This window comes from Nocardioides sp. Root122, assembly GCF_001425025.1.
Lineage (GTDB): Bacteria > Actinomycetota > Actinomycetes > Propionibacteriales > Nocardioidaceae > Nocardioides.
The window spans coordinates 732,949-753,969 of the sequence record NZ_LMDE01000010.1 but is presented as its reverse complement, the minus strand read 5'-3'; the positions used below and the strand labels follow the sequence as shown (position 1 = coordinate 753,969).

Here is a 21,021-nt window from a genome sequence, read left to right as displayed (position 1 = left end):
CGGCGCCTTCACCGACGAAACCCTGGGGTTGAGGAGGGCGCCCCGCGCCCGTCGCGAAACCGCGGATGGTTGGATCGGCCCCATGCCGGACCACGTCGCACGCCTCGACACCCGCGTGCCCACCGGCGCCGACCCCGACGCGGTGTACGACGCCTTCACCACGTGGGTCGCCGACCAGGGGCTCGAGCTCTACCCGCACCAGGACGAGGCGGTCATCGAGCTGCTCGGTGGCAACCACGTCATCCTGGCGACGCCGACGGGCTCCGGGAAGTCGATGGTCGCCATCGGCGCGCACCTCGCCGCGCTGGCCCGCGACGAGGTCAGCTTCTACACCGCGCCGATCAAGGCGCTGGTGAGCGAGAAGTTCTTCGCGCTGATCGAGGTCTTCGGCGCCGACAACGTCGGGATGCTCACCGGCGACGCGGCCGTGAACCCCGATGCCCCGATCATCTGCTGCACGGCCGAGGTGCTGGCCAACATCGCGCTGCGAGAGGGTCGCGCCGCCGACGTGGGTCTCGTGGTGATGGATGAGTTCCACTTCTACGGCGAGCACGACCGCGGCTGGGCCTGGCAGGTCCCCCTCCTCGAGCTGGTCGATGCGCAGTTCGTCCTGATGTCGGCGACGCTGGGCGACGTGTCCTTCCTCGTCGAGGACCTCAAGCGCCGGACCGGGCGCGACACCGCGGTCGTGGACGACGCGGAGCGGCCGGTCCCGCTCAGCTTCCGCTGGTCGACCGAGCCGCTCGACGACACCCTCGAGGAGCTCGTCACGACCGGTCAGGACCCGGTCTACGTCGTCCACTTCACGCAGGCCGCCGCGGTGGAGCACGCCAGCAACCTGTTGAAGTCGCGGCTGGTCTCCGCCGGCGGCGGGCTCAAGGTCGACAAGGACGCGATCGCCGACCGGATCGGGGCGTTCCGGTTCGGTGCGGGCTTCGGCAAGACGCTCTCGCGCCTGGTCCGCAACGGGATCGGCGTCCACCACGCGGGGATGCTGCCGAAGTATCGCCGGCTCGTGGAGACGCTGGCCCAGGCCGGGCTGCTGCGCGTGATCTGCGGCACCGACACCCTGGGCGTCGGCATCAACGTGCCGATCCGCACCGTGCTCTTCACCGGGCTCGCCAAGTTCGACGGCACCAAGCAGCGGGTGCTCCGGACGCGGGAGTTCCTGCAGATCGCCGGGCGCGCGGGCCGGGCGGGCTACGACACGGCCGGCTACGTCGTCGTACAGGCTCCGGAGCACGTGATCGACAACGAGCTCGCCAAGGCGAAGATCGCTGCCCGGGTGGCTGCGGGCAAGAAGAAGTCGAAGGTGCAGCTGAAGAAGCCGCCCGAGGGCACGGTCGTGTGGACCGAGCAGACCTTCGACAAGCTGGTCGCCGGGGTGCCCGAGCGGTTGACGAGCCGGATGAAGGTCGACAACGCGATGCTCGTCAACGTGGTCTCCCGCGAGGAGGACGCGTTCGCGGTGATGAACCGGCTGGTCACCGACAACCACGAGGACCGGCGCGGGCAGCTGCGCCTGGCTCGCAGGGCCCTGCGGCTGGGCCGCTCCCTGGTGCGCACCGGCATCGTGACCCGGCTCCCGGAGGTCGACCGCTTCGGACGCCGCTACGTGCTGGCCGTCGACCTGCCCGAGGACTTCGCGATCAACCAGCCGCTCGCGCACTTCGCGCTGGCCGCCTTCGACGTGCTCGACCCGGAGTCGGAGACCTACGGCCTCGACGTCGTCTCCGTCGTCGAGGCGGTCCTCGAGGCGCCGCGCCAGATCCTGATGGCCCAGCAGCACGCGGCCCGGGGCGAGGCCATCGGTGAGATGAAGGCCGACGGCATCGAGTACGACGAGCGGATGGCGCTGCTCGAGGAGATCACCTGGCCGCAGCCGTTGCGCGAGCTCCTCGAGGCACTCTACGAGACCTACCGGCAGACCCACCCCTGGCTGCGCGAGGACGCGCTCGGCCCGAAGTCGATCGTCCGGGAGATGTGGGAGCACGGGATGGGCTTCACCGACTTCGTCGGCCGCTACCAGCTCGCCCGATCCGAGGGGCTCGTGCTCCGCTACCTCACCGACGCCTACCGCACGCTGCGCCAGACCGTCCCGGAGGCGCACCGCGCGCCGGAGGTCGAGGACGTCATCGAGTGGCTGGGGGAGACGGTCCGCCAGACCGACTCCTCGCTGCTCGACGAGTGGGAGGCGCTCTCGGACCCCGACCACGCCTCGTCCGCGGTGGCGCACCACGAGCCGCCCCCGCCGCCGCGTCCGCTGTCGCGCCAGGACCGGCCGTTCCGCGTGATGGTGCGCAACGCGATGTGGGCGCGGGTCGAGGCCTTCGCCCGCGACGACCTCGACACGCTCGTACGACTCGAGCGGTCGGCCGCCGACCGCACGGACCCGCCCCGGGAGGTCGTCGTCGGGCGGTCGGTGTGGGACACGGCACTCGAGGACTACTTCGCCGAGCACGACACCGTGCTCACCGACGGCGACGCCCGTGGCCCCGACCTGCTCGACGTGGGGGAGGAGCGCACGGGCGAGCCGGTGGGCGCCGACGAGGACACGACGGCGCGCGTCCGCGACGTACGCCAGACCCTCCACGACCCCGCCGGCGACCACGACTGGGTCATCGACGCGGTGGTCGACTGCGACGCGACCGACGAGTCCGGCGAGCTGGTGCTGGCGACGCGGGTGGTGCGCCGACTCTGATCCCTCGGTAACGTGCCCGCCATGGTGTCCGAGGCTCGGGTCAGGCACGTGGTGGTGATGGGCGTCTCCGGCGTCGGCAAGACCACGATCGCAAAGGGGCTCTCCACGCTCACGGGGTGGACCTTCGCCGAGGGCGACGCGTTCCACCCGCAGGCCAACGTGGAGAAGATGCGGGAGGGGCTTCCGCTCACCGACGACGACCGCTGGCCCTGGCTGCGGACCATCGGTGACTGGATGAGCGAGGAGATCGCCCACGGCCGCTCGGCCGTCATCACCTGCTCGGCGCTGCGCCGGTCCTACCGCGACCTGCTGCGCGAGGGCCGCCCCGAGGTGGAGTTCTGCCACCTCGCCGCCGACGAGGGCCTCGTCGGTGACCGGCTCGGCCACCGCAAGGGCCACTTCATGCCCTCGTCACTGCTGCAGAGCCAGTACGACACGCTCGAGCCGCTCGCGCCCGACGAGCCCGGTGTCACCGTGTCCGTCGAGGGCTCGGTGCCCGACGTCCTGGCGAGGGCCGTGGCCGCGCTCGACCTGTCGCCCACCGAACGGAGCACCTGATGGAACTCACCGACGCCGGCGACACCCAGCTCGTCATCGCCGCCCTGCTCGGCATCGCCACGGTGGTGGTGCTGATCGTCTGGGCGAAGCTCCACCCGTTCCTCGCGCTCATCCTCGGCGCCGCCGTCATGGGTGGCGTCGCCGGCGTGGCACCCCTGGACATCGTCAACAGCTTCACGGTCGGCTTCGGAGGCACCGTGGGGTCGGTGGGGCTGCTCATCGCCCTCGGCGCGATGGTCGGCAAGATCCTGGCCGACTCAGGGGGCAGCGACACGATCGTCGACACCATCATCGGGCGGGTCGGCAAGGCGGGCCTCCCGTGGGCGATGGGACTGATCGCCGCGATCCTCGGCCTGCCGCTCTTCTTCGAGGTGGGCGTGGTCCTGCTCGTCCCGGTGGTCATCCTGGTCGCCCGCAAGATGGACGTCCCGGTGATGCGCGTCGGCATCCCGGCGCTCGCCGGCCTGTCGGTGCTGCACGGGCTCGTGCCGCCGCACCCCGGTCCGCTGGTCGCGATCGACAACCTGGGTGCCGACCTCGGACTGACGCTGCTGTTCGGTCTCGTGGTCGCGATCCCCACGCTCGTCGTCTGTGGCCCCCTCCTCGCCCGGCTGATCGAGCAGTGGGTGCCGGTCCACGTCCCCGCGGTCGCGGGCGGCGGAAGCGCAGGGGTGGCGCTGGACGCCACGGACGCTGCGGAGGCGCGCGACGCGGCGGAGCACGAGGCGCGTACGCCCCTCGCCGAGGGCGTCACCCGCCGTCCGGGCTTCGGCGCCGCGGTGCTGTGCATCACCCTGCCCGTGGTGCTCATGCTCATCCGCGCGGTCGCCGAGCTGACGATCGACGACGCGGAGAGCACCACCCGCCAGACCCTCGACTTCATCGGGACCCCGTCGGTCGCGCTGCTCGCGGCCGTCCTCGTCTCGATGTGGTTCCTCGGCTTCCGCACCGGCATGAACCGCAAGCAGGTCGAGGCCTCGCTGGGCTCCGGGCTGCCCGGCATCGCCTCGATCCTGCTGATCGTCGCGGCCGGCGGCGGCTTCAAGGCCATGCTGGTCGACGCGGGGGTCGGCGACGTGATCGGGAACTGGGCCGAGGGCTCCGGCATCTCCACGCTCGTGCTCGGCTGGCTCGTCGCCGTCGGCGTGCGCCTGGCCACGGGCTCGGCGACGGTCGCCACGATCACGGCCAGTGGCATCGTGAGCGGGGTGGCGTCCAGCCTGGACTCCCCGGAGCTCGCGCTGCTGGTGCTTGCGATCGGGTGCGGCTCGGTGTTCTTCAGCCACGTCAACGACGCGGGCTTCTGGCTGGTGAAGGAGTACTTCGGGCTGACGATCGGCCAGACCATCCGGTCGTGGTCGGTCATGGAGACCGCCATCTCGGTCGTGGGCCTGGTCTTCGTGCTGCTGCTCAACCTGGTCGTCTAGGCCCGGGCACGTCGACGGCCACGGTGCCGTGCCTAGTCTGGGACCGTGCCCGACCCCGCCGAGATCTTCGACCGGATCGACGACCGGATCGACCGCGCGAGCGCGCGGCCCTTCGGGCGTCGCTTCCACCTGCGCGGGCGCGAGCGGGCCACGGCCGAGCTCCGCGGCCCGCGGACGATGCGGGCCCACGCCGCGGAGATCATCGCAGAGCGGCTGGCGCCGGCCGAGCCGCGCAACGACGGTCGGCAGACGCCGTACCGCAACCACCCGGTGTTCGTCGCCCAGCACGCCACGGCCACCTGCTGCCGGAGCTGCCTGGAGACGTGGCACGACATCGCGAAGGGGCATCGGCTCGACCGCGACGAGCGGTCCTACGTCGTCGAGGTGATCGGGCGCTGGATCGACCGCGAGCTGGCGGCTCCCGTCGAAGGTCGGGACGTGGGGAGCACCCGCTCACGCCGACCGTGACGGCGGCGCGGTGGTGCGGTCGTCAGCAGTCGTGCGGTGGTGGCGACGGCCGACCATCGCCACCCGGAACATGAAGAACCGCACCAGCCCCGTGCCGAGGTTTGCCGCGACCAGGACCACCACCTCCTGCAGGCGTGAGGGCTGGTCGACAAGTGCGTCGAGCAGCCACAGGGAGCCTGCCGTCACGGCCAGGCTGAAGCCCAGGAGGGCGAGCCCGAGCACCTGGTGCTGCACCGTCCGCTCCGTGCCACGGACCCCGAAGGTGACGTAGCGATGCCCGAACGTGCCGGCGATCGTCGACAGGATGAGCGCGAGAGCATTCGCCGGCTGCGCGCTGAGCTGCTCGCGGAGGACGACGTAGAGCAGCCCGTAGAGCACGTTGAGGGCAGCGCCCACGCTGGCGAAGACGACGAGCTGCACGACGACCGGCCGCCAGCGCGCCCACGCGCCGGTCACGACCTCAGCGCCCACCCGCGCCGGGACCGAGCACTCGGGCGGCGGTGCGGGCGCTCTGGACACGGCATGGCGGACATCCTGCCCGAGGGGCGCGGCCGTCGGCAGAGGCGGGCGGTCGATGTCAGGGCCGTGCGCGCGGGACGGACCGTCCCGGCCCGTCGGCGCCTGCACAGGGTTGTGCACAGGACCGGCTCGCCTGTGCACGCGAGCGGGGCGGCGTGCACAGATTCCGATGGGCGTCTGTGGGACTGGCGGTCGGTGTTGGTGGTGCCCGTGCGGCAGTCCTAGAGTCGCGCGAAGTCGTTCTCGGAACTGTCGACGTGTCGACAAAGATCGAGGCGCTCGGCGTGATGCAATCGAAGCCAGTCGACGCGAGAAGGAGCAGACATGAGTGGTGCGGGACTCCCAGGTCCGGGAAGCTCCGGGAGCAGTGCCCCCGAGATGCCGCCCATGGTCCGACCACCGGTCCCGCCGGCCCCTTCGCACGCCCCATCTCCATCGTCGAGCCAGCCTTCCCCCCGAGACGAGCACACCGTGACCCAGCCGATCCCGTTCGAGCGACCGATCGTGGAGGAGACCCTCGACGTCGTGCCCGCGACCACGACCGAGGCCCCGCTCGGTCCGACGGGTCGCCCGATGCCGGTGTTCCCCGAGCCCCGCCCGGTCACCCGGCACGGTGCCGCGCGGGTGGTCTCGATGTGCAACCAGAAGGGCGGCGTCGGCAAGACCACCACCACGATCAACCTCGGTGCGTCGCTGGCAGAGGTCGGTCGCAAGGTGCTGCTGGTCGACTTCGACCCCCAGGGCTCGCTCTCGGTCGGTCTCGGGCTCAACCCCCACGAGATGGACCTGAGCATCTACAACCTGCTGATGGACCGCGAGACCACGCTCGACGAGGTCGTCGTCCCGTCCGGCATCCCGGGCATGGACCTGCTGCCCTCCAACATCGACCTCTCGGCCGCCGAGGTGCAGCTCGTGCACGAGGTGGCGCGCGAGCAGACGCTGCAGCGGGTGCTCGCCCCGGCGCTCGAGCAGTACGACGTCATCCTCATCGACTGCCAGCCCTCGCTCGGCCTGCTGACCGTCAACGCGCTGACCGCCTCCGACGGCGTGATCGTGCCCCTGGAGTGCGAGTACTTCGCGCTCCGCGGTGTGGCACTCCTCAAGACGACCATCGACAAGGTGCGCGAGCGGCTCAACCCCAAGCTCGAGATCGACGGGGTGCTCGGCACGATGTTCGACGGCCGCACGCTGCACAGCCGCGAGGTCATGGAGCGGCTGGTCTCGGCGTGGGGGGACACGGTGTTCCACACCGTCATCCGCCGCACGGTGAAGTTCTCCGACGCCACCGTCGCGGGCGAGCCCATCACGTCCTACGCCTCGTCCTCGTCGGGTGCCGACCACTACCGCCAGCTGGCGAGGGAGGTGCTCACCCGGTGGCCCGCCGAGTGAGCATGCCGGCCGCGGACGACCTGTTCCGGCCGACGTCCGACAGCGCCGCCGAGCCCGCCCCCGAGCAGCGCCCGCGCCGGGTGCGCGCGGTCGCCGACGACGCGGAGCCGGCTCCGAAGAAGCCGAGCGGGCGCATCCGGCACGACGAGAAGATGACCGTCTACGTCACCGCCGACGAGCTGCTCGACATCGAGCACGCGCGGTTGATGCTGCGGCGCGAGCACGGGCTGGCGGTCGATCGCGGACGCCTCGTGCGGGAGGCCCTCGCCCTGGTGCTCGCCGACCTCGAGGCACAGGGCGCCGACAGCCCCCTGGTCCAGCGGCTGCTGGACGAGTGAGCGCCACCCACCCGTCCGGCACAGACCCCGGCCCCGGGGCAGGAGCCGCCCTCGAGCCCGGCAGCGAGGCGCCGGCGTTCGCCGTACGCCTGGACAACTTCGAGGGTCCTTTCGACCTGCTCCTCGGCCTGATCGCCAAGCACAAGCTCGACATCACCGAGGTCGCCCTCTCGCAGGTCACCGACGAGTTCATCGCCCACGTGAAGAAGCTGGGTGGTGCATGGGACCTCGAGGCGACCACGTCGTTCCTCGTCGTCGCGGCCACGTTGCTCGACCTGAAGGCCGCCCGGCTGCTGCCGCAGGGGGACGTGGAGGACGAGGAGGACCTCGCGCTGCTGGAGGCGCGTGACCTGCTGTTCGCCCGGCTCATGCAGTACCGCGCCTTCAAGTTGGTCGCCTCGGTGTTCGAGGAGCGGCTGGCCTCGGAGTCGCGACGCCACCCGCGGGCGGTGGGCCTGGAGGAGCGCTTCGCCACGCTGCTGCCCGAGGTGCTGATCGGCATCGGCCTCGAGCAGTTCGCGCAGCTCGCGGCACGGGCGATGGAGCCCAAGCCGGTGCTCGAGGTCTCGCTCCAGCACATCCACGCGGCCAAGGTCAGCGTCCGCGAGCAGGGACAGGTGGTGGTGGACCGGCTGCGGCGCAGCGGCACCATGACGTTCCGAGCGCTGTGCGGCGACTCGCCCGACCGGCTCACGACGGTGGCGCGGTTCCTCTCGCTCCTCGAGCTGTTCCGCGAGGGGGCCGTCTCCTTCGACCAGGTCACGCCGCTCGGTGAGCTGACCGTGCGCTGGACGGGCGCCGAGGACGGCGACGTGGACATCCACGACGAATTCGACGGCGCCCCGCCGTCCGACGATGATGGTGACAGCGACGCGACACCCGCCGACGCAGGTGCGGACCGGGCGGACGAGCCCCAGGAGGACGAGTGAGCGAGCAGCCCGAGCCGGCGGAGCAGCCGGTCGAGGCCGGCACGGCGACGACCGAGGGCGACGACGTCGACACCCTGGCGGTGGCCGTCGCCGAGCTGCGCCCGGCGCTGGAGGCCATCTTGATGGTCTGCGACGAGCCGCTCGACCAGGTGCGGCTCGCGTCGGTGGTCGGCCATCCCGTCGCCGACGTCACCGCGGCGCTCGAGTCGCTCGCCGCGGAGTACGCCGAGCAGGGCCGCGGCTTCGACCTGCGCGCCGTCGCGGGGGGCTGGCGCTTCTACTCGCGGCCGGAGTTCGCCGCGGTGGTGGAGTCCTTCGTGCTCGACGGCCAGCAGGCCCGGCTCACCCAGGCGGCGCTCGAGACGCTGTCCGTGGTCGCCTACAAGCAGCCCGTCTCGCGGGCGCGTGTGTCGGCGATCCGCGGCGTGAACGTCGACGGCGTCATGCGCACGCTGCTCACCCGCGGCCTCGTCGAGGAGGCCGGCCAGGACGAGCACAGCGGCGCGAACCTCTACCGGACGACGTCGTACTTCCTCGAGCGGATCGGGATCACCTCGATCGACGAGCTGCCCGAGCTGGCGCCGTACCTCCCCGACATGGACGACCTGGAGGACGAGCTGGCCAGCGTCGCCGGCCTCGACGCCCCCGCCGAGCCGACCCCCGAGCCCGCAGCGGAGCCGACGCCTGAGCAGGCCCCCGAACCCACGCCCGCCCACGCCTCCCCGCACAGCGGGTCGGGCACCGAGCCCGACGGCGGGACCGAGATCACATGAAGCCGCACGACGCCCCCGACAACGACCAGCCCGCCTCCCAGCGTCCCGACACCGATGAGGACGGCCTGATCCGCCTGCAGAAGCTCCTCGCCCAGTCGGGCGTCGCCAGCCGGCGCAAGTGCGAGGAGCTGATGCTCGACGGCCTCGTCGAGGTCGACGGTGAGGTGGTCACCCGCCTCGGCACGAAGGTCGACCCCCGCACCGCAGTGATCAGGGTCGAGGGCAAGCGCCTGCCGCCGATCAGCGACAAGGTCTACCTGGTGCTCAACAAGCCGCGCGGGGTGGTCTCGACGATGAGCGACCCCGAGGGGCGGCGCACGCTCGGCGACCTCGTCGCGGACCGTCCGGAGCGGCTCTTCCACGTCGGGCGCCTCGACACCGACACCGAGGGCCTGATCATCCTCACCAACGACGGTGACTTCGCCCAGCGCCTCGCGCACCCCTCGCACGAGGTCGACAAGACCTACGTCGCCGAGGTGGAGGGCGAGGTGCACGTCCGCACGATCCGCGAGCTGCTCGCCGGGGTCAGCCTGGACGACGGCCCGGTGACCGTCAGCCGCGCCCGCGTGCTGGGCGGTGACCCGCGCCGCGAGGGCAGCAACCGGTCCATCGTCGAGCTCACGATCCACGAGGGTCGCAACCGCATCGTGCGCCGGCTGCTCGACCACGTCGGCCACCCCGTGCGCCGCCTGACCCGCACCGCGATCGGTCCGCTGACCCTCGCACGGCTGCGGGCAGGGGAGATGCGCGAGCTGACCGTCGCCGAGCTGGGCGAGCTGATGGACACCGCGGAGCTCTGACCCGAGGTCGGAGCCCACGGCTAGCGTGGGGGCATGGGTGAGGGGCTGGCCGCCGTGCATCCCGCGCTGACGCCGTTCGTGTGCTCGATCGTGGTCTACGACGTCACGTTCGGCGGCCCCGGCGTGCACATCGGGATGCCGTCCACGGCCCTGACGTTCGTCCTCCCGGTCGACGAGCCGCTCGAGGTGTCGTGGGACGGCGCGCCCGACACGCGGACCGTCGGCTGGTCGTCGGTCTCGGGCCTGCACACCACCGCCGCCGCGGTGCACCACGGGGACCGCCAGCGCGGCATCCAGCTCAGCCTCACCCCCGCCGGAGCGCGAGCACTGTGGGGAGTGCCGGCGAGCGCGCTGGCCGGGGAGCTGCTCCACCTCGACGACGTCGACGCCGGTCTCTCCGACCTCGCCGAGCGGCTCGCCGCCGAGACCACCTGGGACGGACGCCTCGCCGCCCTGGAAGGCGCGCTCCTCGCGTCGCTGAGACGCCACGAGCACCCGCCGCCCCGGCCGGAGGTCGCGCGCGCGATGGCGCTGCTGACGCGGGGCGTGCCTGTGGCCGCGGCTGCCGGCGACGTGGGCTACAGCCGACGGCGGCTCAGCACGCTGGTGCGCGACGAGGTCGGCCTCACCCCCAAGACCTACCAGCGCCTGGCGCGGTTCTCCCGCGCGCACGGCCGGCTGCGCCGCGCGGTGCTCGACGGCGAGGTGTCGGTGGCACGCGTCGCCGCCGAGAGCGGGTACGCCGACCAGGCGCACCTCGCGCGGGAGTGGACCGGGTTCGCGGGGTGCAGCCCGACCGAGTGGGTGCGCCGGGAGTTCCCGATCGTCCAAGCCACCGGTGACCGGGGCGCGGGACCCTGAGGTCGACGGCCGGACCGGCCGGCCGACGACCAGGAGGAACACCCATGGCAGGCACCACCGACGTCTCCCGCACCACCTTGTGGCACACGTTCTCCGTGCGGGACGCCGACACGATGATCACGTGGCTGCGGGCGATCGGGTTCGCCGAGCACGTCACCCTCCGCGACGAGGCGGACCCGTCGGTGGTCGTGCACGCCGAGTGGGCGTGGCCCGGTGGCGGCGGGATCATGTTCGGCTCGGACCGCCCGGACGGCGCGCTGGCCGGCACGGGTCCGGCAGCGGCGTACCTCGTCACCCCCGACCCCGACGCGGTCTTCGACGCCGCGGTGGCAGCCGGCGCGACGGTGGTGCGGCCGATGGTCGACCAGGACTACGGCGGTCGCGGCGGCAGCGTGAGCGACCCGGAGGGCAACCACTGGTCGTTCGGGAGCTACCAGCCGGCCTGAGGCGGTGGTGCCCGTCGGCCCGCGAGACGGGGCGCGGGTGGGCGCGGCGGCTGGCCTAGGGTTCTCCCGTGGCAGTGAGGGCAGTACGAGGAGCGACGCAGCTCGACGAGGACACCCGGGAGCACATGCTCGACCGGGTCGCGGAGCTCGTCACCGACGTGATGTCGGCCAACGACCTGGCGGTCGACGACTTCATCTCGATCATCTTCACCGCCACGAGCGACCTGACCAGCGAGTTCCCGGCCTACGCGGCGCGGCAGCTCGGCTTCTCCGACGTGCCGCTGGTCTGCGCGCGCGAGCTGGAGATCGAGGGGTCGATGCCCCGCGTGGTGCGGCTGATGGCGCACGTCGACACGGAGCTGCCGCGCGCCGAGGTCACCCACGTCTACCTCCACGGCGCTGCCAACCTGCGACGGGACCTGTCGCGGACGACCAGCCATGACTGACCCCCGCCCCGGGGATGCGGTGCCCGCCCTGATCGGGCCGGTCGAGGTCGTCGGCGCCGGCCTGATCGGCACGTCGATCGCCCTGGTCTGCCGCCGCCTCGGCCTGGAGGTGGTGCTGCGCGACACCTCCGACGAGAACATCCGCACCGCCACCGGCCTCGGCGCCGGTCGGGTCGTGACCCCGGCGGACCGACCACAGCTCGTGGTGGTGGCGGTCCCGCCCGCGGCGATCCCGGAGGCGATCGTGGCAGCGCTGGGGCGCTCGGACGCGGTGGTCACCGACGTCGGCAGCGTGAAGGCGGCACCGCTGGAGGCGGTCGCAGCCCGGGTGCCGGCGACGGACCTCGGCCGCTACGTCGGCTCGCACCCGATGGCCGGCAGCGAGCGCTCCGGGCCGCTGGCGGCGAGCGCGGCGCTGTTCGACGGCCGGCCGTGGGCGGTCACCCCCCATTCCGGTGCGCCGGAGCGAGCCGTCGCCCTCGTGGAGCAGCTGGTCCTGGAGTGCGGCGCGACGCCGCTGCGGCTGGCGCCCGACGAGCACGACCGCGCCGTCGCCCGTACGTCGCACCTGCCGCACCTCGCCGCGGTGCTGGTCGCCGGGCGACTGGCCTCGGCGCCGCCCGAGCACCTCGCCCTGTCGGGTCAGGGCGTGCGCGACGTGACGCGCGTCGCGGCGAGCGACCCGGCGCTGTGGCAGCAGATCCTGGAGGCCAACAGCGAGGCTGTCCTCGACCTGCTCGCCGAGGTGCGCGCCGACCTCGACGCCCTGATGACGGCCGTGGCCGCCGACGCCGGCCCGGACCTGGTCGAGATCCTGGTCCGGGGCAACGACGGCACGGCCGCGATCCCCGGCAAGCACGGTGGACCGGCACGGCCGACGCGGTCGGTCTTCGTGTCCGTCCCCGACCACCCCGGCGAGCTCGCACGCCTGTTCGGCGACGCGGGCGAGGTGGGCGTCAACATCGAGGACGTCCACATCGACCACGACCCCGGCCGCCCGGTGGGTCTGACCGAGCTGGTGGTCGAGGAGAACAGTGCCGAGCGGCTGCTGGCCGCTCTCGAATCCCGCGGGTGGACGACCCACCGGTAACCTTCTCGCCCGTGAACCACGCCGACACCGCCCCTGGCCACGAGTCCCTCGTCATCGCCGTCGACGGCACGTCCGGCTCCGGCAAGTCGAGCACCTCGCGCGGCGTGGCCGAGCGCCTGGGCCTGCGCTACCTCGACACCGGCGCGATGTTCCGGGCGATGACCTGGTGGCTGCTGCGCGAGGGCGTCGACGTACGCGACGGGGAGGCGGTCGCCGCAGTCGCCGGGCGTCCCGGCATCGAGTCGGGCACCGACCCGGCCGCGCCGACGATCACCGTCGACGGCCACGACGTCTCCGTGGAGATCCGCGGCGCAGACGTCACTGCAGCGGTGAGCCCGGTCAGCGCGGTGCCCGAGGTCCGTGCCCGCCTGCTCGACCTCCAGCGCGCGGTCATCGGCGACGGCGGCATCGTCGTGGAGGGCCGCGACATCGGCTCGGTCGTGTGGCCGCAGGCCGAGGTCAAGGTCTACCTGAGCGCCGACCCGGACGCGCGTGCCGAGCGCCGCACGGCGGAGCTGGGCGGGGGAGACGTGGCCAGCACGCAGGAGTCGCTGCTCGAGCGCGACCGGATCGACTCCGGTCGCGCGACCGCGCCCCTCACCATGGCCGAGGGCGCCGTGCACGTCGACAGCACCCACCTCACGCTGGCCGAGGTCATCGACCGCATCGTCGACCTCGCGACCCGGGCGCAGGACCAGCCGGGGGCCCGGGAGGACGCGTGAGCGCGGCCGACCACCTCGCGCTGCCGCGGAGTGCGGAGCGGCACCCGCCGACGCGCCTGCTGCACGGCCTCCGCCCGACAGCCGCCCGGCTCGTCCGACGCCGGTGGCCGGTCCGCGTGCACGGCCAGGACCGGGTGCCCCCGCACGGTGGGGTGATCCTGGCGGCCAACCACGTCGGCGTCATCGACGGCCCGCTGCTGGCCGTCTTCTCGCCACGACCGGTCCACGCCCTGACCAAGCAGGAGATGTTCGCGGGACGGCTCGGTGGGTTCCTGCGGGCCGCAGGCCAGATCCCGCTCGACCGCTACGCCGCCGACCCGGGCGCGATCCGGTCCTGCCTGCGCGTCGTGCGCGACGGGGGAGTCGCCGGCATCTTCCCCGAGGGCACGCGCGGCGACGGCCGGCTCGGCCGCTTCCACCACGGTGCCGCCTACCTCGCCCTCGTGACGGGCGCCCCGGTCGTGCCCGTCACGATGATCGGCACGCGCCCGGCCGGTGGCTCGAGCAACGCCCTGCCGGAGCGTGGCGGCAGCATCGACGTGGTCTTCGGCGCACCGTGGCGAATCACACAGCAGCCGTGGCCGCGGACGCGGGAACACGTGCGGGAGTCGTCGGTGTTGTTGCGGTTGCACATGCTGTCCGAGCTGGACGGCGCCCTCGCGCAGACGCGACGATCCTTGCCCGGACCGCTTCCTGCGGGACAATCCGAGGACGACCCCGACACCGGGCTCGTTCCTCCCACCCAGAAGCTGTGAGCACCCCATGACTGAGTACGACGCCGTCGTCGAGCCAGGTTCCGACGAGCCGTCCGGCCCGACCCCCGTCCTGGCCGTGGTGGGCCGCCCCAACGTGGGCAAGTCCACGCTGGTCAACCGGATCATCGGACGTCGCGAGGCCGTCGTGGAGGACCGCCCGGGCGTGACCCGTGACCGCGTGTCCTACGACGCCAACTGGAACGGCCGCGCCTTCACCGTCGTGGACACCGGTGGCTGGGACCCCGACGCCCGCGGGCTCGCCGAGCGGATCGCCGGCCAGGCCGAGGTCGCGGTCACGCTCGCCGACGCTGTCCTGTTCGTCGTCGACGCGACCGTGGGCATCACCGACGCCGACGAGGCCGTCGTACGGATCCTGCGCAAGTCGGGCAAGCCGGTCGTCCTCGCCGCCAACAAGGTCGACGACCAGCGCACCGAGGCCGAGGCCTACGGCCTGTGGAACCTCGGCCTGGGGGAGCCGTTCGCCGTCTCCGCGCTGCACGGTCGCGGGTCCGGCGACATGCTCGACGCCATCCTCGCGGCGCTGCCGGAGACGCCGGCCGAGTCGTTCGAGGAGGTCGGCGGCCCCCGCCGCATCGCCATCGTCGGCAAGCCCAACGTCGGCAAGTCCTCGCTGCTCAACATGCTCGCCAAGGAGGACCGCGTCGTCGTCGACAACGCCGCCGGCACGACGGTCGACCCCGTCGACGAGCTCATCCAGCTCGGCGACCGCACCTGGCGCTTCATCGACACCGCCGGCATTCGCAAGCGTGTCAACCAGGCCTCGGGCCACGAGTACTACGCCTCCCTGCGCACCTCGACGGCCATCGACCGCGCCGAGGTGGCGGTGCTGGTGCTCGACGCGAGCGAGACGGTGTCCGAGCAGGACATGCGCATCATCCAGACCATCCGCGACGCGGGCCGGGCGATGGTGATCGCCTTCAACAAGTGGGACCTCGTCGACGAGGAGCGCCGCTACTACCTCGAGCGCGAGATCGAGCGGGACCTCGTCCAGCTGACCTGGGCGCCGCGCATCAACTTCACCGCGCGGACCGGCTGGCACGTCGACCGGCTCGTGCCGGCCATCGACAAGGCGCTCGAGGGCTGGGAGACCCGCATCGGCACGGGCGCGCTCAACGCGTTCCTCGGCCGCCTCGTCGCCGAGCACCCGCACCCGGTCCGCAGCGGCAAGCAGGCGAAGATCCTCTTCGCCACGCAGCCCTCCACCGCGCCGCCGACGTTCGTGCTGTTCACGAGCGGCAAGCTCGACGCGTCCTACGAGCGTTTCGTGGAGCGTCGCCTGCGTGAGGAGTTCGGCTTCGTCGGCACCCCGATCGTGATCAACCAGAAGCCGCGGGAGAAGCGCAAGCGCTGATCGGCCCCGGGAGGCGGGTCGATTCCGTGACTCCCGAGGGCCTGCGGTAGTGTTCCACTCGCTCCGGAGGCCTCGTGCCGAGGAGCACTCGGGCTGTGGCGCAGCTTGGTAGCGCACTTGACTGGGGGTCAAGGGGTCGCAGGTTCAAATCCTGTCAGCCCGACCGAGGAGGAGCCCCTGACCTGCGGAGACGCGGGTCAGGGGCTTCGTCGTCCTTGGACCAGGAGCCCTTGTGGCACGTTCATGGCACGGAAATCATCGCGGTATGCCCCGTTTGTGCCCAGGTTCGAAGCGGCATGGTCGAGTCGCGCTTCGCCGTGATGCGGCAGTTGGACCCGGGTTGCCGCGACGTCACTGAGGTGATGGGTCCGTCAGGGCGTCGCCGGCGAATCGTTGCAGGAGGTGCGTCACGTCGGGCGTCGACCGGTCCTTGTCGATGTAGAACTCTTTGGTGATCACCGCCGATGAATGTCCGAGAACCTGGGCGGCGGTATCCGAGTCGACGGCCTCCCACCACCCGGGCCTCCTCGCCGTAGGTCATGACGTGAGCTCCGGTATCGCATCCACCGTGGCAAGGACCGTGGCGACGTACTCACTGTGGATGCGCATGCGGGCCTTCTCCTCGATCCTTGTGGAGCCGCGCCTTCTCGCGGCATGGCGCTTGGCCGGTCATGGCGTTTGTTGATCGGACCAGCCGAGCAGCTGGGCTCCCAGCACCGCGGCCTGCAAGGTGAAGCGATGTTCGGGATCGAGTGCGTCGAACCCGGTGAGGGCCTTGATCCGGTTCAACCGGTACGTCACAGCTCGTACAGAAAGGTGGAGGGTGGTGGCGGTGGTGGTGGCCACGCACCCGCACGTGAAGTAGGCCGCCAACGTCTCGACCAACGGTTGTGCACCGCCGCGGGCCTGATGCAGGGGGCTGAGGACCGAGTCGACGAGGTCCACCAGGGCGGACTGGTCTCGCGCTAGCACGCGGTACGTCAGCAGGTCCCGGGTTTCGACGATCGACCGCTCGAGCTTCATGCGCGTGGCCATGGTCAGCCCCTCCCGAGCCTCCTCGTACGACCGCGCGATGCCGTAGGCCCCGGGGTGAGCTCGTCCCACCGCCACCCGCCACGGCCGTCCGCGACGTAGTCGGCTCAACTCTCCATGCAGCATCTTTCCCAGGTTGCCAGAGGTGCCGAGTCCTCCCGAGGCCGGCGCAGGGGCTCCGGTCGCATCGGCCAGGGCGATGACCACGACGCAGCCTTCCTTGATAGCGACCAGGACGTCTCGGTCACCGAAGCGGTCGAGGATGACGCGTTCGAGGGACGTGGTGGCGGCAGCGATGGACGACAGGTGCTTCTCGGGTTGCGCGAGGGCGACCTGGTGTGCGCGGGTGAGGTCCAGCCCGAAGGGTTCGGCTCGTTCGACCAGGTCGCTGAGGTGTGCGTCGCCACGCAGGAGGTCGTCGATGAGCTCACGGCGCAGCGTCTCCTCCTGGCGCACGCGCTCGCGTCCGACTTCGGCATGACCCTCGGCGAATGCGGCGACGGCCTGGTCCATGACGCTGAGAACTGCTTCGGTCGCCGACCGCACGGCGCCGCGGTCGCGTTCTCGGATCGATGCTGGGAGGTCGTCCCACACGCGGCGGGCGGCCGAAAGATAGAGATCGACTCCCTGGCCCACCGAGACGCCTTGCTCCGCAGCTGCCCGTCCTTGGTTTCGCACTGCCGCGATGCCTGCGCGGGTGGGCCTCTGACCGGAGGTAGCGGCGTTGGCAAGCATCGGAAGGTAGTCACCCAGCAGCGCGACGGGGACGCCGCCGGCGTCGCGGCTCGCCGAGGCCGAAGCCCTCGCGAGCCAGCCGTCGTCAGACAGTCGTGCAGCGTTGCAGCTGGGAGGGAGCCCGTCGGGCGTGGACACGGTCCCCATCGTGGCTCGCCTCCTCACCTCACCCGTTGGCGTCTCGTGAAGCCATCATGGCAGTAGGCCCAGTCGCGGGGTCGTGGCTTCGGAGAGCTGTTGTGCCCGTCCCGCGATCTTTGAGGGACGGGTGAGAATCGTGCCTGCATCCCGGGGTCCCTCCGTCTCCGCCGCATCCGTGGGCGAGGTGGCCGCGGCAGGATCAGCGGGGGTTGCCCTTTCAAGGAACCGCAGCAGCTCGACAGGAAAGGGAAGTACGAGTGTGGAGTTCTTCTCGGCCGCAACCTCCACCACGGTCTGGAGCAGCCGCAGTTGCAGCGCCGCCGGGTGCTCGGCCATCACCTCGGCCGCTTGCGCCAGCTCCTCCGACGCCTGGAGCTCGCCGTTGGCGATGATCACCCTGGCGCGGCGTTCGCGCTCGGCTTCGGCCTGACGTGACATGGAGCGCTTCATCGACTCGGGCAGTGCGACGTCCTTGATCTCCACTCGTTCGATATGGACCCCCCAACCCTCCGCAGGGCTGTCGATCATGAGCTCCATTCCCTGGTTGAGCTGTTCGCGGTCGCAGAGCAGGTCGTCGAGGTCGCTCTTGCCGATGATGGACCGGAGCGACGTCTGGGCCACCTGACCGATCGCGGAGAGATAGTCCTGGACATCGACGCCCGCTCGGATCGGATCCATGACGCGGAAGTACACGACCGCGTCCACGCGCACGGTGACGTTGTCCCGGGTGATGCCATCTTGTGCCGGGACCGGCATCGTGACGATCTGCATGTTGACCTTCTGCAGCTTGTCGACGAACGGAACGATCATCACGAGGCCCGGTGAGAGAGGTTCGCGGCGTACCTGCCCCAACCGGTAGATGACTCCGCGTTCGTACTGCTTGATGACGCGGGTACTGGCCGCCGCGAGGATCGACAACAGCGCGACCACTAGGAGGACGAGGTAGAGAACAGGCATGGGAGTCTCCGTTCAGTGCGGGCGTCAGCCCTCCCGTCATCCTTCACCCCGTGACCCGGCCGCAGCAGGGTGGCGTACGGCCACTCACCACCCGGTCGACTTGCCGGGCTCCGGCAACGTCTACGCCGAACGGCTCAGGCGCCCGCGGTGAGAAGGTCGTACAGGACGGCTGCCTGGCTCCGGTCAACATCGCGGGTTGCGGTGAGGAGCGTCAGCCGGTCGTGAGCGCCCATGTCCAGCAGATGACCAAGCGCATGAGCGCGTCCTGGTTCCTTCAGCTCTTCGCGGTAACGAGCCTCGAACTCCTCGTAGCGGCTCGCCACGTGCGCGAACCAGGTGCGGAGCTCGTCGGAGGGGGCGACATCTGCGCACCACTCGTCCACTTGGGCCCGGACCTTGCTGACGCCGCGTGGCCAGCGCCGGTCGACGAGGACGCGGATGCCGTCGTCTGCGGTGGGCTCGTCATAGATGCGTCGCAAGCGGACGTCGGGCAGGGTGTGCACGGGGTACCTCCAGAGGGCGTCTGGCAATGATCGTGCGCTTCGCAGCGACTGGTGCCATCGCACGGGCGCAGAAGAGAACATCTGCCTCTGACTGCCGGGCGGCAGCAATGGTGCTGCCACCGGGCATCATGTGCGCGTGATGTCCGGGGTCCGGCAACCACGACCGCGTGGTGACGGCCGGACGTAGGCGCTGACGTGGCTTCGGTTGGTCGGCACGGTGAAGACATGGGTCGTCGCCAGCGGTCGGAGAAGGCCGGTGTCTATCGGGTGTGTTGGGTCGTCGTCGTCGCGTTCCTGCACGTTGCTGGGTGGTGGGGGGCCGTCGCGTTGTCGTTCTCGACCGTCCTCTTGCTCTTCGGCACCGGCGTGATCGTGGGCGGCCGCGCAGTGCTCGTCAGGAAGATGCGCGAGCGTCGGGCACCCTCACCCGTCAGCGCCTGGAGAACTTGGTTCACCGTCGGCGGGGCGGGTCTGTCCGCCGTGGCGACAGGTGGCTTCCTGCACCTGGTCGGCGGCGCGGTGGCGCTCACGGTGATCCTCGCGGTCGCGGCTGCGTCGCCGTACGTGCTCGCGGCTGCGAGGCGGCGGTTGTCTCCGATGCCACCTGCCATGGCGCGGGGGATCGACACGACTGTGTGGGCGCTGGCGTGCTCCAACCCAGGGCCCGTTCCTTTCCAGCCCACACGTGAGTGTCAGCGAACCGTCGAGGAGCTGTGTCGAGCCTGGTGCGCGACCTACGAGGCGCTGCACGCCTCCCCCTCCCGGCGCACGTGCCTGGCACTCGTCGAGGAGCGCCGAGCCATCCTCGATGAGCTCGCGCGACGCAACTCGGCGGCCTTCTCGGCGTGGCTGGTCGAGGCCGCGCCCGGCGACAGCCCCTGGCCGTACATGCGTGTCGACGACTTCCACCGAGCAGTCATCAACTGGGACGAGCTCATCGGAGGCTGTGACCCCACGTGAAGACGGGTGGCGCCCCGTGTATGCGGTGCCACGAAGAGGCCGACGAGTGCAAGGTGTGTGTCACCTAGGAGCTTTGGGAGACGTTCGTCAAGCCACGCGGTGCCCATGTGCCGACGGTCGGCAAGGGGAGCGGACCAGGTTGGCCCGGTCTGGTCCTCGTGCGCGACGTGCGAACAGGTGACGCTGGTTCGAGCGGGCACTGCTCCGTGTGCACTGAGCGAAGGAGACCGGCACATGAATCGAGACCCAGGAACCATCGTGGTCGGGTACGACGGCTCAGCGGAGGCCGACGTGGCCCTTCGCTGGGCGACCAGGACGGCAGGCCCCGAAGGGCACCGGGTCCGCGCGGTCATGGCGGACCACTTCGACACCGCATACACCTCGGCCTGTCCGGACCCGACGGGTGGTGATGACATCGTCTCGCGTGCAGAGGAGATCCTCGCCTCCGCGCGCGGCACCGGCACGTTCGAGCGGCAGGCGGGCTCGGTCATACCCGTCCTCCTGGAAGCGGCACGCGAGGCAACCATGCTGGTTCTGGGCAGCCAGAGGCACGGTTGGGCAGCAGACGCGGTAGGACGCTCGGTCAGTCAGCACATCGTGCGACACGCACCTTGCCCGGTCGTGGTGGCACGCGCCGCACCACGTCCTGAGGCGGAACGCATCATCGTCGGTGTCGACGGCTCGAGGCAGAGCCGTGCTGCACTGGATTTCGCCTGCCAACGGGCTCACGCCACGCACGAACGCGTGGTCGCCGTGCACGCCTGGCGGCCCGGTCGAGCCAATGTCGACGACCGCGGTCACCTGTCGAGCAAGCTGACTCAACGCTCACAGGCAGCCGACCTCGCGCTCCGCGAGTACGTCCGAGACCTCAATGTCGAGTTCCCTGACGTTGAGATCGAGCTGGAAACCATCGCGGTGCCACCAGCCCAGGCGCTCACCGACACCTCCGCTGGTGCATCGCTGGTCGTGACCGGCTCCCGGGGACGCAGCGTCGTGAGCGGCCTACTGCTCGGATCCGTCAGCCATCACGTGCTGAACCAGGCCCACTGCCCTGTTGCCGTCGTCCACTGAAGAATCGCTCCGCGCTCGTGACGCCGTA

General features: G+C 71.2%; 22 protein-coding genes and 1 tRNA gene. 19 read left to right on the top strand and 4 right to left on the bottom strand.

Annotation, left to right across the window (positions count from 1 at the left end; genetic code table 11):
- Nucleotides 1-82 precede the first annotated feature (82 nt).
- Genes ASC64_RS12655 through ASC64_RS12640 form a run of 4 tightly spaced genes read left to right on the top strand, consistent with a single transcriptional unit; the run spans nt 83 to nt 5,154 of the window.
- Nucleotides 83-2,701, top strand: coding sequence for a DEAD/DEAH box helicase (locus ASC64_RS12655; protein ID WP_056907846.1), 2,619 nt, complete (start codon nt 83-85; stop codon nt 2,699-2,701).
- A gap of 21 nt (nt 2,702-2,722) precedes the next feature.
- Nucleotides 2,723-3,259 carry a gluconokinase gene (locus tag ASC64_RS12650; protein ID WP_056907845.1) on the top strand — a complete coding sequence of 179 codons (537 nt, stop codon included), beginning with the start codon at nt 2,723-2,725 and terminating at the stop codon, nt 3,257-3,259.
- Nucleotides 3,259-4,686 carry a GntP family permease gene (locus tag ASC64_RS12645; protein WP_056907844.1) on the top strand — a complete coding sequence of 476 codons (1,428 nt, stop codon included), beginning with the start codon at nt 3,259-3,261 and terminating at the stop codon, nt 4,684-4,686. The genes ASC64_RS12650 and ASC64_RS12645 overlap by 1 nt, the downstream gene beginning before the upstream one ends.
- 45 nt (nt 4,687-4,731) lie before the next feature.
- On the top strand, nt 4,732-5,154 hold the full coding sequence (locus tag ASC64_RS12640) for a DUF4186 domain-containing protein (RefSeq protein ID WP_082550418.1): 423 nt from the start codon (nt 4,732-4,734) through the stop codon (nt 5,152-5,154).
- On the opposite strand, the gene ASC64_RS22360 is transcribed toward ASC64_RS12640, so the two are convergent.
- A complete protein-coding gene (locus ASC64_RS22360; protein WP_162245803.1) occupies nt 5,140-5,673 on the bottom strand; it encodes a GtrA family protein in 534 nt (177 codons plus the stop codon). The genes ASC64_RS12640 and ASC64_RS22360 overlap by 15 nt on opposite strands.
- A 573-nt stretch (nt 5,674-6,246) precedes the next feature.
- Here ASC64_RS22360 and ASC64_RS12625 point away from each other — a divergent pair.
- The 13 genes from ASC64_RS12625 to ASC64_RS12565 all read left to right on the top strand — a co-directional run bounded on the left by ASC64_RS12625 (nt 6,247) and on the right by ASC64_RS12565 (nt 15,757).
- The gene (locus tag ASC64_RS12625) at nt 6,247-7,062 is read left to right on the top strand and encodes a ParA family protein (RefSeq protein ID WP_235563731.1); all 816 of its coding nucleotides are present in this window, start codon (nt 6,247-6,249) and stop codon (nt 7,060-7,062) included.
- A complete protein-coding gene (locus tag ASC64_RS12620; protein WP_235563720.1) occupies nt 7,047-7,400 on the top strand; it encodes a hypothetical protein in 354 nt (117 codons plus the stop codon). The genes ASC64_RS12625 and ASC64_RS12620 overlap by 16 nt, the downstream gene beginning before the upstream one ends.
- On the top strand, nt 7,397-8,329 hold the full coding sequence (locus ASC64_RS12615) for a segregation and condensation protein A (protein ID WP_056907839.1): 933 nt from the start codon (nt 7,397-7,399) through the stop codon (nt 8,327-8,329). The genes ASC64_RS12620 and ASC64_RS12615 overlap by 4 nt, the downstream gene beginning before the upstream one ends.
- Nucleotides 8,326-9,102 carry an SMC-Scp complex subunit ScpB gene (gene scpB / locus ASC64_RS12610; RefSeq protein ID WP_082550417.1) on the top strand — a complete coding sequence of 259 codons (777 nt, stop codon included), beginning with the start codon at nt 8,326-8,328 and terminating at the stop codon, nt 9,100-9,102. The genes ASC64_RS12615 and scpB overlap by 4 nt, the downstream gene beginning before the upstream one ends.
- Nucleotides 9,099-9,902 carry a pseudouridine synthase gene (locus ASC64_RS12605; protein ID WP_056907838.1) on the top strand — a complete coding sequence of 268 codons (804 nt, stop codon included), beginning with the start codon at nt 9,099-9,101 and terminating at the stop codon, nt 9,900-9,902. The genes scpB and ASC64_RS12605 overlap by 4 nt, the downstream gene beginning before the upstream one ends.
- A 33-nt stretch (nt 9,903-9,935) precedes the next feature.
- The gene (locus tag ASC64_RS12600) at nt 9,936-10,763 is read left to right on the top strand and encodes a helix-turn-helix domain-containing protein (RefSeq protein WP_056907837.1); all 828 of its coding nucleotides are present in this window, start codon (nt 9,936-9,938) and stop codon (nt 10,761-10,763) included.
- A 44-nt stretch (nt 10,764-10,807) separates the two neighbouring features.
- Entirely contained in the window at nt 10,808-11,209 is a 402-nt protein-coding gene (locus ASC64_RS12595; protein ID WP_056907836.1) for a VOC family protein, read from the top strand.
- Nucleotides 11,210-11,277: 68 nt separating this feature from the next.
- Nucleotides 11,278-11,655, top strand: a complete 378-nt coding sequence (gene aroH, locus ASC64_RS12590; RefSeq protein WP_056907835.1) for a chorismate mutase — start codon at nt 11,278-11,280, stop codon at nt 11,653-11,655.
- Nucleotides 11,648-12,745, top strand: coding sequence for a prephenate dehydrogenase (locus ASC64_RS12585; protein WP_056907834.1), 1,098 nt, complete (start codon nt 11,648-11,650; stop codon nt 12,743-12,745). The genes aroH and ASC64_RS12585 overlap by 8 nt, the downstream gene beginning before the upstream one ends.
- Before the next feature lie 11 nt (nt 12,746-12,756).
- A complete protein-coding gene (cmk, locus tag ASC64_RS22510; protein ID WP_056907833.1) occupies nt 12,757-13,467 on the top strand; it encodes a (d)CMP kinase in 711 nt (236 codons plus the stop codon).
- Entirely contained in the window at nt 13,464-14,222 is a 759-nt protein-coding gene (locus ASC64_RS12575; RefSeq protein WP_082550415.1) for a lysophospholipid acyltransferase family protein, read from the top strand. The genes cmk and ASC64_RS12575 overlap by 4 nt, the downstream gene beginning before the upstream one ends.
- A gap of 7 nt (nt 14,223-14,229) precedes the next feature.
- Nucleotides 14,230-15,594 (top strand): ribosome biogenesis GTPase Der, encoded by a 1,365-nt coding sequence (gene der / locus ASC64_RS12570; RefSeq protein ID WP_056907832.1) that lies wholly within the window; start codon nt 14,230-14,232, stop codon nt 15,592-15,594.
- Nucleotides 15,595-15,683: 89 nt separating this feature from the next.
- Nucleotides 15,684-15,757, top strand: a tRNA-Pro gene (locus tag ASC64_RS12565).
- Nucleotides 15,758-16,263: 506 nt separating this feature from the next.
- Here the strand turns inward: ASC64_RS12565 and ASC64_RS12560 are convergent.
- From ASC64_RS12560 to ASC64_RS12550, 3 genes are all read right to left on the bottom strand, one after another.
- Nucleotides 16,264-17,499, bottom strand: a complete 1,236-nt coding sequence (locus tag ASC64_RS12560) for a PucR family transcriptional regulator (protein WP_200937696.1) — start codon at nt 17,497-17,499, stop codon at nt 16,264-16,266.
- 54 nt (nt 17,500-17,553) lie between these two features.
- Nucleotides 17,554-18,459 carry a slipin family protein gene (locus ASC64_RS12555; RefSeq protein WP_082550414.1) on the bottom strand — a complete coding sequence of 302 codons (906 nt, stop codon included), beginning with the start codon at nt 18,457-18,459 and terminating at the stop codon, nt 17,554-17,556.
- 134 nt (nt 18,460-18,593) lie between these two features.
- On the bottom strand, nt 18,594-18,962 hold the full coding sequence (locus ASC64_RS12550) for a DUF488 domain-containing protein (protein ID WP_235563718.1): 369 nt from the start codon (nt 18,960-18,962) through the stop codon (nt 18,594-18,596).
- A 225-nt stretch (nt 18,963-19,187) separates the two neighbouring features.
- Between ASC64_RS12550 and ASC64_RS12545 the strand changes: the two genes are divergently transcribed.
- Both ASC64_RS12545 and ASC64_RS12540 read left to right on the top strand, forming a co-directional pair.
- Nucleotides 19,188-19,922 carry a hypothetical protein gene (locus ASC64_RS12545; RefSeq protein ID WP_056907830.1) on the top strand — a complete coding sequence of 245 codons (735 nt, stop codon included), beginning with the start codon at nt 19,188-19,190 and terminating at the stop codon, nt 19,920-19,922.
- Between the two features lie 234 nt (nt 19,923-20,156).
- The gene (locus tag ASC64_RS12540; protein ID WP_082550413.1) at nt 20,157-20,993 is read left to right on the top strand and encodes a universal stress protein; all 837 of its coding nucleotides are present in this window, start codon (nt 20,157-20,159) and stop codon (nt 20,991-20,993) included.
- Nucleotides 20,994-21,021 lie beyond the last annotated feature (28 nt).